This window comes from Rhodoflexus sp. (assembly GCF_053489755.1).
This window is the reverse complement of the sequence record NZ_JBRCHD010000015.1, coordinates 20,352-33,527: the sequence shown is the minus strand read 5'-3', so window position 1 is coordinate 33,527 and position 13,176 is coordinate 20,352. Positions and strand designations below refer to the sequence as shown.

Here is a 13,176-nt window from a genome sequence, read left to right as displayed (position 1 = left end):
ACCATGACAACCGTCAAAAAAACATACCCCGTGCTGCACATGTCCTGCGCTTCGTGTGCGGCAAGCGCCGAAAGTATTTTGCAGGCACAGGAAGGCGTGGTAGCGGCAGCGGTCAATTTTGCCAACGCTTCGGCCGCGATTGAGTTTGACCCTGAAAAAATTGACAGCATCGGCTTGCAGAAAGCCCTGCAATCTGTCGGTTTTGACTTGGTGATTGACGAAAGCGAAGAAGCCCTCGCCGCACTGGAAACCCAACAACAGGCTGATTTTCAGGCATTGCAGCGGCAGGTAGCGCTGGCTATTGGGCTGGCTTTGCCCGTAGCGCTGATTGGGATGCTGGCGATGGATATGCCCTATACCAACGAAATTATGTGGCTGCTGACTACGCCCGTGATGTTGCTGCCGGGCAGGCGCTTTTTTGTTTCGGCGTGGAAACAGTTGCAGCACCGCACCGCCAATATGGATACATTGGTGGCGCTCAGTACGGGCGTTGCCTACGGGATGAGCGTTTTCAATACGCTGCTGCCGCACTACTGGCACGAGCGCGGATTGCACGCACACGTTTACTTTGAAGCCGCCGCCGTCGTCATTGCCTTCATTCTGTTAGGCAAATGGTTAGAAGAAAAAGCCAAACGCGGCACGGCTTCTGCCCTGAAAAAGCTGATGGGGATGCAGGCAAAGGTTGCCACGCGCCTCAACGAATACGGATTTCCCGAAACGGTGCGCATCAGCGACATCCAAACAGGCGATAAAATACAAGTAAAGGCAGGCGAAAAAGCGCCTGTGGACGGAAAAATTATCGAGGGTGAAATATTTATTGACGAAAGCAGTATGACAGGCGAACCGTTGCCTGTTTTCAAACAAGTCGGCGATACGGTTTGGGCAGGTACGCTCAACGGCAACCACCCCTTTGTGATGGAAGCCACACAGGTTGGCAGCCGCACGCTGCTATCGCAAATCATCCAAAAAGTGCAAGAAGCGCAAGGCAGCAAAGCGCCTATTCAACAATTGGCTGACCGCATTGCAGCGGTGTTTGTGCCTGCCGTTATCGCTATTTCGCTGCTGACTTTTGCGGTATGGTATGCCTTCGGCGAACCTATGCAGGGCTTATTTGCCGCTATCACCGTGCTAGTGATTGCATGCCCTTGTGCTTTGGGACTGGCAACGCCTACGGCAATTATGGTCGGCATTGGCAAGGGCGCGGAAAAAGGCATTCTCATCAAAGATGCAGCAAGCCTTGAAATTGCCAAAAAAATGGACGTACTGGTGGTAGATAAAACCGGCACATTGACACAAGGCAAACCAAAAGTAATTCATTATCAATGGTTTACAGATGCAGCTGAACAACAGCAACAGGCGGCTCTGCTGGCAGCTATTGAGCAGCAAACCCAACACCCGCTTGCCGAAGCAATTGTACACCATTTGGCAGAACAAGGCATTGCAGCAGCTACTATTTCAGGCGCTTTTGAAAGCATCGGCGGCAAAGGCATCCGCGCTACCATCAGCGGCGCGACTTACCACGTCGGCAATGCGCAACTGATACAGGAGGCGGGCATCGTCCTTCCCGACGACGCGCTGACAACCGCACAGGCAGCGCAAACGCAGGTGTTTTTTGCCGATAACAGCCGCTTGCTAGCCACATTTGCCTTGCAGGATTTGCCCAAATCCGAAGCCGCCGAAGCCGTGCGGCAACTGACAGTAATGGGCGTTGCCGTCCATATGCTCACAGGCGACAACCGCGCAACGGCGCAGGCAATCGCACAGGAACTGGGTATCCGACACTTTCAGGCTGAGGCGCTGCCCCATCAAAAAGCCGATTACATTGCAGCCCTGCAAGCGCAAGGTTATGTGGTAGGTATGGCAGGCGACGGCATCAACGACAGCGCCGCCCTTGCCCGCGCAGATGTGGGCATAGCTATGGCGCGCGGCGCAGATATTGCCATAGACGCCGCAGCTATAACCCTCATGCACAACGACTTGCGGAAAATTCCCGAAGCCGTTCACCTTTCGCAGCGCACAGCGGCTGCTATTCGTCAAAACTTATTCTGGGCATTTATTTACAACATCATCGGTATTCCGGTGGCTGCCGGGCTGCTTTATCCTTTCACAGGCTTCATGCTCAACCCCATGCTGGCAGGCGCGGCAATGGCGCTTAGCAGCGTGAGCGTAGTCGGCAACAGTTTGCGGTTGAAGTGGGGGTGATTGACCGAAGAGATATGCAATTATTTTAAAAACAGGATTTCTATATGAAAAAAACCGCGAATCATTGGCGCGTTGTATGGCATTGTTTCGAGCAGGCGACGCGCCCCCAGCCATAATTCAGCATAAAATTGTTATATTGTAAACGATATATGTATTAAATAAAAATAGCTTAAAACAACATTGATTTTATCGCTTTTTTGCCTAATTCAACGCTGAATATGCCTTAAAAACGTCTCCTTATAACTTTCGCCAATAGGCGCTTGATATTTTTTTGTCAAAAAAATCAGGTTGCCCTCTATATACTCAATATGGTCTATGGCGACAATAAAGGACTTATGCACGCGCGCAAAATTTGGCTTGGGAAGCAAAGTTTCCATTTTGCTCATCGTTTCGCGAACCATTAAAGCAGCTTGAATGGTATAAATTTTTAAATAGTTGCTCAGCGCTTCCACTAAAATTATTTCATTCAAGGCTATTTTATGAAGTTTCTTATCAGCTTTGAAAAAAAGATAGTGAGGCAAAGTTGTCTTTTCTTCATTTTCATGAAAAGACTTGCGAGCTTTGGCTATCGCGCGCGCAAAACGTTCAAAAGAAAAAGGTTTGAGCAAGTAGTCTGCTACGTCTAAGTCAAACGCATCAAGGGCATAAGCGCTAAAAGCGGTGGTTAAGATTACTTGCGGCGGATTTTTAATTGCACGAAGCATGTCTATTCCTGTGAGTTGAGGCATTTGTACGTCTAAAAACATCAAATCTACCTTGTGCGTTTGCAGCGCGCTAATCGCCTGCCAAGCGTTTGCGCATCTGCCTGCAAGGCTAAGACCTTCCAGTTGACCAATATAATTTTCTAAAACATCGCAAGCCAAAGGCTCGTCATCTACAATCAAACATTTCATCATTCTTGAAAATTTAAGTAAAAATTAACGCAATACTTATCGGTTTGTTTATCTACTTCCAAATTAAATCGCTCTTTTCCGTAGAGCAGTTCCAATCTTCTGTAAAGATTTTTCAATCCTATGCCTGTTTTGCCGGCAGGCGAAGGCAAGGCGATAGGCTCGGCAAAGCTGTTTTCTATGTAAAAAAACAACTCTTCGTCCGTAACCTGAATTTCTATAATAACATAGCCGCCGGCGACAGAGCGGTTTAGCCCGTGTTTGAAACTGTTTTCTACAAAAGGAAGCAAAGTCATCGGCGGAATTTTTTGGTCCTTAATTTCCCCTGAGATGTTCATAGAAATAGTAGCAGCGTCGCCCAAGCGGATTTTTTCAAGTTCCAAATAGCTTTTTAAATAATCAATTTCCTGTTTGAGATAAACCTTTTCAGGGTCGTCTTGCAACATGTAGCGCATCAATTGCGAGAGTTGCAAAACCACTTGCGGCGCTTTATCCGACTTGGCAAGCGTAAGCGCATACAAATTATTGAGCGTATTAAACAAAAAATGCGGACTGACGCGGTAGCGCAAGTTTGCTAATTCAGCTTTTATGACCAAATTTTCTACGTCTTTTGCTTGAAGCTGTTTTTCATACCAGTATTGTCCTAACGAAATGCCCGCTGCAATCAGCATAAACCAAAACATACCTACTAAATAGTTAATAAAATCGGAAGGTTGAGCGTCTAAATCGTAAATATTAGCTATAAAATTTTCCAATTCCATGTTACCGTAACTTGCTACTATCCAAAAAGCAAACATAAGCAACCATACATGCTTATATTTTTGATCTTTTTTTAAGCAAAAAGGTAAAATAGCTTCCGTCAGCAAGTAAAAAACGCTCGCCGAAAACGCCAGTAGAATAAACTGATAGCCTGCAAACGACTGCTTGCCAAAGTTGATAAGCCCGTTGAGCAAGTCGGGGAGCAGATAAATCAGCCAAAACGCCGCATGAAGCAATACTTTCCGTTTTCTCACGTATGAAAATTTTTTACCAAATTAAGCGATTATTTTCAAAGAATTTACTTCTAAAAATGCTTGTTTATCCCTGAAAAAGACGGTTTCATCACAATTTTTAGGCATACGGCGGCTTTGCAGGTAAATTTGAACAAACTAAAACTTGTAAGACCATGAAGTTATTAAGATTTGTTCTATTGGTTCTGCTGCTTGGGGCGGGTCTTCAAGCGCAGGCGCAAAACAAGCAAGTGATGATTATAACCACTATTGAATATTCGGATTTCCTTTCAGGAGCCAACTCTAAGATGTTTATCACCTTCCCTGAAGGCAACCAGCAAGAAGTGGAAATGAGAGGATTATTTTCTTTCGGAGGTTTTATCAGCGAAAAAAATATCAAAAGAAACGACAAAACTGTTGTTGATAAAATCAACGAATACCTCAGTCAAGGTTGGCAATTAGAACATGTCAGTTCCGCCATACGCAACGGACAGCAAGCGCAAGAAGGCATCATTTTCACACGCTACATTCTATCCAAAAAAACCAATTAAAGCTTCAAAAGAATATGAGAGTTTGTCTTTTTTTGGTAATTTTATTTTCATTTCGTTTGAGCTATGCTCAGAGTTCAGGCGATACGGTGCAATTATTGTTAGATTTGCCTGTGTTGGATTTTCCGCATCAGAGTTATGCTTCTCGCACTACGGGCAATTTCTTTGCAGGCTATGCTAACCCGAGCATGAAGCAAAGTTTGCAGATGAGTACCAATTTTTACAACATCGTACACCACGACATCAAGCGCCTTTTTAGAAAGGTAAACAACAATTTTTTGCGAAATTTATTGACCTATGGGGGCGTAACTGCTGTAGATTTATTAAGCGCTTACGTGCCTTTTGGTCATGCGTGGTTGCACGAGGAATATCACCGAGCCGTGCTGACGCGTCGCGAAGTAAATAGCGCCAACGAGGTAAATACTTTCCCTTTTGGAAAATCTGCCATCAAAGTTTACCGCATTACCGATGAGGATTTGAGACGGATGCACGACAATCACCAAAACGATTGGCGCAGATTGCAAACCGCAGGCGGCGAAAGCGAGTTGCACCTGATTCAAACTTTGCAAAGAAATGATTTTTTCTACAAACAAAAGATGCCTAACATACCCCTATATTGGATTCTTACTTTTGGTGTAGGAGAATACCTCAGAGCCTGCGCTCGCCCCGATATTGACGAAATCAATGATAAACTTAGTCAAGAAGAAGGGAGCGACATTGCCAATCGCGATTTTACCGGACCGGATTACACGGCTTGGGCATATTCGCTGTTTCGCCCCAACCTGCCTTATAGCGCCAGAGGCATTCACCCTTCGGGCGTAGGCGTCAATCGCTACATTAGGCAAGCCGATTTGACGCAAGAAGAGCGGGATTTCATTAGGAAGCAAGGCGCTTGGCAATGGATAAACTTTGTTTCCCCTACGCTTTTTGGAATAGAGCGAATTCGGCTCAAATCAAGCGCCGAGGGCGACCACTACGGCAACTTTGCCCTTAGAAGCATCGCTATCCCCTACGGAAACGATTTTATGATAGACCTTTGGTATCAATCGCCCAAAATCAACGCTTTTGCCGTGGTTCACAGCTATTTTAACAAAGATTCCTATTTCCCCGGCTTAGAGGCGGGCGTGGTGGATTACAAACTTTGGAATAATAAAATAGCCCTTAGCCCATCGGCGGCGCTTTGGTTGCAACCCAAAAATCTATCTTTCACCGAAAAAAGCGGCGAGCTGGGCGGCATGTTGAGGGTAAAAGTCCGCGCCAATGGGAAAACGTTTTGCCCTTACATAGAACTGCAAGGCAAAACCGCCGGCTGGCTCATGGGCGATGTGTTTTTAGAGCCTAATTTGAGCGTGAACGCGGGCGTGAATCTATTGGTGCGCAATTAGTTGGTTAAAAAACTATCAGATTTGAAAAGTTAATTTGTTCTTATCCTTTAAAATATGTTTGTCGCTGACGATGCCGCCCGGTGAGGCGGCGTTTGTCATATCATAACCATTATGAATTGCATGATGGATCAATCATCCCAGAGGGGTTTAATATCGGTAGTATAACAATTGCTCTCTGATAATCAAATAGCTACCGGCTGAAATCTGTGCTACATTCAGCCTTTTTAGACAGCCTCGTATCCTAACTTCTTCCTTTGCTCCATGAAAAGTTTCACCAATTGATATCATATATAGCTCCTGAGGAGCAGGGATGATTTCAATGCTACCAATATGTAATCCCTACGGAATAAAAACAGCATGGTAGGTGATTCATTTTAAGCATTAGTATTATTACTCCGTTAAATATCCAGATATACTGCTGTTTGGCAGCATCATCAAAAATGCGGATATAGTTCTCATCAAACGTGATTTCCGGCTCCCTGAATGTAAAAATATCAGTCATACAATAATCAGAGGTAGATTTTGCTAAAAATTCAATGAGCAGCGCGGAGGCAATCTACACGGACATAACGCTTGATACGGTCTTGATACTCGCCTATTGCCATACAAGTAACCACATTGGCGTACCGATCGTCGCGCGGTACTTCGGTGAGGGTTACGCGCACCTGTTGGTCTTTTTGCGGCTTAAAATTGCGGATGTTCTCATCTTCGCTGTACCAGGGTTGTACTACTTCGCCATTTTCCAGTTCCAGTACCATCGCTCCCCAAAGCCCTACGCCGCACATGTTGTAGCGAAAAGTAGCGTTGAGTTGGCAGCCCTCATCATCAGATGGCCGCATGGCGCTTTTATCACATTGCTTTTGCGATGAGGAAAGCAAAAGAACCGAAAGAATGGCTGTCAGCATATGTTTCATAGCTTAACTCAGGATTATTTTGAAGCGAAATTATACATAAAAAACGCTACCTATTGTCTTGGTATTCGCGCGGCGACTTGCCCGTCAGGCGTTTGAAAACATGAATAAAGAAGTTCAGGCTTCGGAATCCCGTTTGGTAACAGACTTCTGTAACGCTCCGTCTGCGGTCGCAGAGCAGGCGCTTTGCCAGTTCGATGCGCTGGTATTGGATAAACTCGACAGGGGTCAGTCCAAACTCTCGCTTAAAAGCACGGAAAAACGCGGCACGGCTCATACAAGCCATATCTGCCAACTTGTCTATATTAAATTGCCGGTGCAAATTTTTACGGATATAATCTGCCACAAAAGCCATCCGATGATTGCTGATTTTAGACGAGCAAGGCATCAGCAACAGTTTTCGCGCCTGCGTTTGCATTAGGCGAATCAATAATTCTTCCAGCGTCAGGTTTGCGATCAGATCTTTTACTGGGTGATTTTCTGTGGCTACCTGCATCAGTTTGCTGATATTTTCGGCAATTGGGCGATTGTTGGTCAGGTGATAGTCTTGCATGGAAAGCTGCCAGCAGTCCCCTTCTTCCGACTTAGGGAAGCGCTCGTTGAGCAGGTCGGTGATGCGCCGCACCCGCTCGGCAGAAATCACCAGTGCAATGCATTGCGAAGGGCTTTGTACTGATGCCTCAGGAAAGTCAATTTCCATGATTTCGCCCGGGGGAACAATCACCGACTCGCCAGGCAGGTAATCAAAGCCCGGATTGTTGAACAGGTGCATTACCTTTTTCCCCTTGAGCATAGAAGTAATCACCAGATCATCAAATCGCAGCGGGAAGCGCTCGGCACGGGCATGCGTTTCATACACATTCAATTCCATCGTATCCATTGTGAAGGCGCGGCGGTGTTCCACCAGCCTATTCAAAGACGCTTCGCGAGAGAAAGGAAGCGCAGGAGGAATAAAAACATGTTGAGCCATAGAGAAGTGTCGTTTTGTATGTGCCGTTTAGCGGTAAAACAGTTGATACGATTGTGCTATCAATTGAGACAATCGTGCAAGTACAACCCTAAGTTATTGATTTCTTTTGAGATTGGTAATAAAAACAGTAAAAGAAAATGGAAACAACAATTGCAGAAACTCCGAGCCGCATTTTGGAGCGGCCAACCTTCAAAGCCCGTTACGATCACTTCATTGGCGGCAAATTTGTACCACCTGCAAGTGGTGAATATTTTGACAATATTTCACCGATTGATGGCAAAGTATTTACCCAAGCCGCACGTGGTAATAAAGAGGACATAGAACGCGCATTAGATGCTGCTCATGCTGCTTTTCCTGCGTTTTCACGCACTTCGGCAACTTTCCGCAGCAATATGTTGCTGAAGATTGCGCAGATTATGGAAGACAATCTGGAATACTTAGCGCGTGTAGAAACGGTAGATAATGGTAAGCCGATCCGCGAAACACGTGCCGCCGATCTTCCGCTGGCGATTGATCACTTCCGCTACTTTGCAGGCGTTATTCGCGCCGATGAAGGCAGCATTGCCGAATTAGACGAACACACTGTTTCGATCAATATTCAAGAACCCATCGGCGTTGTAGGTCAAATTATTCCTTGGAATTTCCCTATTTTGATGGCCGCATGGAAGATTGCACCGGCACTGGCCGCAGGCTGTACCGTAGTTGTAAAACCTGCCGAGCAAACACCAACAGGCATTATGTGCCTCATGGAATTGATTCAGGATGTTGTCCCTCCGGGAGTAATCAATGTTGTTACAGGTTTTGGTCTGGAAGCAGGCAAGCCACTGGCAAGCTCGCCGCGTGTAGCTAAAGTTGCCTTTACAGGTGAAACCACTACAGGCCGCCTCATTTTGCAATACGCTTCAGAAAATATTATTCCCGTTACGATGGAACTGGGCGGCAAGTCGCCTAATATTTTCTTCCCAAGCGTTATGGAGGCAGACGACGAGTTTTTCGATAAATGTCTGGAAGGCGCTACTATGTTTGCCCTCAATCAAGGCGAAGTTTGCACTTGTCCTTCGCGGATTCTGGTACACGAAAGCATTGCCGATGCATTCTTAGAGCGCGTGGTAGAGCGCGTAAAGAAAATCAAAGTTGGTCATCCGCTCGACCCTGAAACCATGATGGGCGCGCAAGCCAGCAACGACCAATACGAAAAAATTAAAAACTACCTTAGCATCGGTGTAGAAGAGGGGGCAAAAGTACTTTGTGGAGGAGCGCCCCTACAAATAAACAGCGGCTTGGAAAACGGTTATTACATCGAGCCGACCATTTTCCTTGGCAACAACAAAATGCGCGTATTCCAGGAAGAAATCTTTGGCCCTGTTACTTCGGCAACTACCTTCAAAACCACCGAAGAAGCCATCCAAATTGCCAATGAAACTCTGTACGGACTTGGCGCTGGCGTTTGGACGCGCGATGCACACGAAATGTACCAAGTGCCGCGTGCCATTCAGGCGGGGCGCGTATGGGTGAACTGTTACCACGCTTACCCTGCGCACGCACCGTTTGGCGGCTATAAGAAATCCGGCTTCGGCAGAGAAACACATAAAATGATGCTGAACCACTACCGCCAAAACAAGAACATGCTCATCAGCTACGACAAAAATAAACTCGGTTTCTTTTAGTCGTTTACTGCCTACTGTGTGAGTTGTTTGTTAGCAGCCACCCTGAATTTTCGGGGTGGTTTTTTTTTGGCCAACTATTGCTAAAACTTAATGGTTCAGCCGATTGTCCTACATATTTAACACAACCTACCAATAAAATTTTCCATTATTTAATCTTAATGCGCCAAAAAAGCATCCCAAAGCTTGCAATGTTAAAAAATAATCAACTTTACTTTGGCACATATGTAAAAAAATAACAACATCATACCTTGCGGCGCATTTACCTAAACGCGCCATGAAACATCATTTACACTACCGCTTTAAACCCCTGCAAAGCGCAGTTCTGCTACTGTGTACCCTGCTTTGCAACGGTTATCTTTTTGCACAATCCAACACATCCATTCTGGGTTCTATTCGCTCCAAGAGCAACGAAGCGCTGCCCGGCGCTAACGTATCCGTTAAAAACGAAGCCACAGGCTTTACCACGGGTACTGTTACCAATGCCGAAGGTCGCTTTGTTATCAACCAGCTACCCTTGGGTGGCCCTTATACCGTTACCGCACAGTTTGTAGGCTATGGAACGCTTCAGAAAACAGGCTATATCCTGCGCGTAGGCGAACAGCTGCGCGTTGATTTTGAGCTGGAAGAAAAAGCATCTGAGCTTCAGACCGTAGAGGTAACAGCCTCAGAAGACAACATTGCGCGGGTATCGCCGCTGGGCGCAGCAACCCGCCTCGGCGTGCAGGAAATCAAACACATGCCTACCAACGGACGCAGTTTTCAGGATTTGGCAAACCTTAGTCCGGTAGTAGGTTCCGGAGCTACCTTTGCCATCGGTGGGCAGCGCGAAAGCTCAACGGCAATTACATTAGACGGCGGCAACCAACGCTACATGATGAACGGCGGCTTGATTTCTTCCATTACCGTTTCGATGGAAGCCATCCGCGAATACGAAGTAACCAACAACAGCTACAACGTACTGGAAGGCAGACAAGGCGGCGGCTCGGTCAATGTAATCACCAAAAGTGGTACAAATAATCTGACAGGCAGCGCTTTCTACTACCTCCGCAACCGTAACCTAACCCGCGATAAAAATTTTCTCAACCAGCCCATCAGCGATTTTCAAATCCGGCAATACGGCGCTTCGCTTGGCGGAGCAATCATTAAGGACAAACTGCACTTTTTCGCGGCCTTTGACTTTGAAGACCGCACCGACCCGCCGCTGGCAATTATTGACGTGCGCGACAATACCACCGAGCGCATCGCCCAGATTTCACGCGCCAATTTAGACCGCTTGCTCACTATCTTACAAGACCAGTACGGCGTAGATAGAAATCAGCAGCAAACAGGACTCTTCCCGCGTGAAGCTGTGAACCGCACCGTTTTTGCCCGCTTAGACTGGCAGATTAACGACAAACACCGCCTCACTTTCCGCAACAACGTACTGTGGGCATATGCGCCGCTGACGGTAGGCCCTTCGGGCGTAGATCCTACGATGATTTACGAAAGCTACGGCAATACGCGCATTTGGTCTTATTCGGGCTTGGCGCAGTTGCGCTCCGTACTCAGCTCGCGCCTGACCAACGACCTGAAAGTGCAGTACCTGGCCGCACAGCGCAACTTTGAACCCAATACACGTGCCCCGCGCGGCTGGGTCAACGTTACTTCACAAATTGAGGGCGTAGGCACGGTATCGCGCGTATTCCAATTTGGCGGCAATCGCATCGCGCCGGAAGAACAAGGCGAGCGCCAGCTGCAATTGGTCAATAATGTGTACTGGCAAAAAGGCAGGGTTTTCTTCACCCTTGGAACAGACAACATTATCACTTTTACCAATACGCTCAACACGAACGAACAAGGCGGCTTGTTTGAATTCCCAAGTTTGGATGCGCTTGCCAATCGCCAACCCAACCGCTATACGCGCTTAGCGCCTATCAATCCACAAGGAGGCTTTGCTTCTTTCCTGAAAATGACTTCTGCCGATGTGGCGCTGTATGCGCAGGCCGACTACAACCCTACGCCAAAGCTGAATATTCAAGGCGGGCTGCGCTGGGATGCTACCTTGTTTTTGACGCGCCCTGAGCGCAATCCATTGCTGGAAAATACGCTGGGGCAGCGCACCAACGTTATCGCACGCGACCTGAACAATATTCAACCGCGTTTGCAGATTACCTACGACTTTGCAGGCGACCAAACCTCAGTGCTGAAATTTGGCGCAGGCTCTTATGCAGCCAATATTGTACACTGGGCACAGTTGAGTAACATGCAGCAAACAGGCACGCGACTGACCGATGTTGTGGTAACGGGAGCAAATGTTCCAACCCCGGACTTCATCCGCTACCGTCAAGACCTCAACAGCATACCGGGTGCGGAACTTGCCGGACAGAGCGTTCCCTACATCAACATAATCGGCGACGGTTTCCAAGCCCCTACCACATGGAAAGGCAACCTATCTTTCCGCCAGTTTTTTGCAAGCAAAGTTTATGTAGGATTTAATGCCTATTACGGACGCACGATTAACAACTATGTGTATGTGGACAGGAATCTGCGCAGCGCCCCTGCCTTTACGCTTGCTAACGAAGGCAACCGCCCCGTATTTGCTCCATTAGACCGAGTAGCGCGCGCCAACCCAGCCCGCCCGGGAGCTATTCCGTATCCTATCGGCAATCCGCGCGATGTCAATCAAGACCCGCGCTTAGGGCGCGTGTTGGAACTCAACGGCTTGTCTAACGTATGGCAGCGCGGCGTTATTCTGGAAGCGGGGCTTCTGCTGCCCAAAGGCGGAAGCATCAACGCTACTTATACTTACAACCAGACAGAAGACAACAACTCCTACAACTGCTGCATCGCCCGCACTTCGGCGCTGACACAGATTATTGGCGACCCGCGCAATCTGAATGAAAACAGGGGCAACTCTGGCACTGACTTCCGTCATAAAATCGTGCTGTTTGGCACTTCGCCGCAGATGTACGGCTTCCGAATTGGCTTCCGCTATGTGGGTATTCAGGGTAACCCGTGGACACCTATCGTATTTGGCGACATCACGGGCGACGGCGTAGGCTTACTCATCAATACCAACAAACGCGCCTTCCTGTTTGACCCTGCTGTTGTGCGCGCCAATCCTAATATGACTCCTTTCGAGCGCAATCTGGCAGATGGTATGGAAGCCGTACTCAATAATCCTGATAACATTGCTGCGGAACTGCTGCGCAATAATCTGGGAAATTTTGCTCCGAGGAATGCTATATTTAACCCGATGGCACATAATTTAGACGTGCGCCTGTCCTATACCTTAGACAAGCAAACGTTCAAATGGTTGGGCAGCCAGAATATGGAGGTAATAGCCGAGTGCTTTAACTTCCTGAACTTCCTGAAATCTGACTGGGGGCGCAATAAAATTGTACCGGGCGGCAACCAGGTACTTTTGCAAGCGCTGGGCTTAGACCCTCTGGCAGAAGCACAGGGACGCATTCAGTATGCCTATAATGTCAATCGCGCATTTGGTCAGGCGACGGCTTTCTCTAACCTGCCCTACCAGATTCAGATAGGCATTCGTTACGGGTTCTAAGTTCATATCCAAAAAAACAGCAGCGTGGTAAATGTTACCACGCTGCTGCAAAAAATCAACAAACCCA

9 protein-coding genes are annotated in these 13,176 nt (G+C 47.4%); 5 read left to right on the top strand and 4 right to left on the bottom strand.

Annotated elements, in window-relative coordinates:
* The first annotated feature begins 3 nt into the window (after positions 1-3).
* Positions 4-2,202: a heavy metal translocating P-type ATPase gene (locus tag ACWIP2_RS03470; protein WP_448518508.1), complete on the top strand. Its 2,199-nt coding sequence runs from the start codon at positions 4-6 to the stop codon at positions 2,200-2,202.
* A gap of 206 nt (positions 2,203-2,408) precedes the next feature.
* Here ACWIP2_RS03470 and ACWIP2_RS03465 read toward each other — a convergent pair whose 3' ends face one another.
* Both ACWIP2_RS03465 and ACWIP2_RS03460 read right to left on the bottom strand, forming a co-directional pair.
* Entirely contained in the window at positions 2,409-3,095 is a 687-nt protein-coding gene (locus tag ACWIP2_RS03465) for a LytR/AlgR family response regulator transcription factor (protein ID WP_448518507.1), read from the bottom strand.
* Positions 3,095-4,105 (bottom strand): sensor histidine kinase, encoded by a 1,011-nt coding sequence (locus ACWIP2_RS03460; protein WP_448518506.1) that lies wholly within the window; start codon positions 4,103-4,105, stop codon positions 3,095-3,097. The genes ACWIP2_RS03465 and ACWIP2_RS03460 overlap by 1 nt, the downstream gene beginning before the upstream one ends.
* A gap of 152 nt (positions 4,106-4,257) precedes the next feature.
* Here ACWIP2_RS03460 and ACWIP2_RS03455 point away from each other — a divergent pair, with 152 nt between their 5' ends.
* Both ACWIP2_RS03455 and ACWIP2_RS03450 read left to right on the top strand, forming a co-directional pair.
* Positions 4,258-4,632: a hypothetical protein gene (locus tag ACWIP2_RS03455; RefSeq protein ID WP_448518505.1), complete on the top strand. Its 375-nt coding sequence runs from the start codon at positions 4,258-4,260 to the stop codon at positions 4,630-4,632.
* 14 nt (positions 4,633-4,646) lie between these two features.
* Positions 4,647-6,014, top strand: a complete 1,368-nt coding sequence (locus ACWIP2_RS03450) for a hypothetical protein (RefSeq protein WP_448518504.1) — start codon at positions 4,647-4,649, stop codon at positions 6,012-6,014.
* A 533-nt stretch (positions 6,015-6,547) separates the two neighbouring features.
* Here ACWIP2_RS03450 and ACWIP2_RS03445 read toward each other — a convergent pair.
* Both ACWIP2_RS03445 and ACWIP2_RS03440 read right to left on the bottom strand, forming a co-directional pair.
* The gene (locus tag ACWIP2_RS03445; protein ID WP_448518503.1) at positions 6,548-6,928 is read right to left on the bottom strand and encodes a hypothetical protein; all 381 of its coding nucleotides are present in this window, start codon (positions 6,926-6,928) and stop codon (positions 6,548-6,550) included.
* A 46-nt stretch (positions 6,929-6,974) separates the two neighbouring features.
* Positions 6,975-7,895: a helix-turn-helix domain-containing protein gene (locus tag ACWIP2_RS03440; RefSeq protein WP_448518502.1), complete on the bottom strand. Its 921-nt coding sequence runs from the start codon at positions 7,893-7,895 to the stop codon at positions 6,975-6,977.
* A gap of 137 nt (positions 7,896-8,032) precedes the next feature.
* On the opposite strand from ACWIP2_RS03440, the gene ACWIP2_RS03435 reads away from it, so the two are divergent.
* Both ACWIP2_RS03435 and ACWIP2_RS03430 read left to right on the top strand, forming a co-directional pair.
* Positions 8,033-9,562, top strand: a complete 1,530-nt coding sequence (locus ACWIP2_RS03435) for an aldehyde dehydrogenase family protein (protein ID WP_448518501.1) — start codon at positions 8,033-8,035, stop codon at positions 9,560-9,562.
* A 274-nt stretch (positions 9,563-9,836) separates the two neighbouring features.
* Positions 9,837-13,109, top strand: a complete 3,273-nt coding sequence (locus ACWIP2_RS03430) for a carboxypeptidase regulatory-like domain-containing protein (protein WP_448518500.1) — start codon at positions 9,837-9,839, stop codon at positions 13,107-13,109.
* Positions 13,110-13,176: the final 67 nt, after the last annotated feature.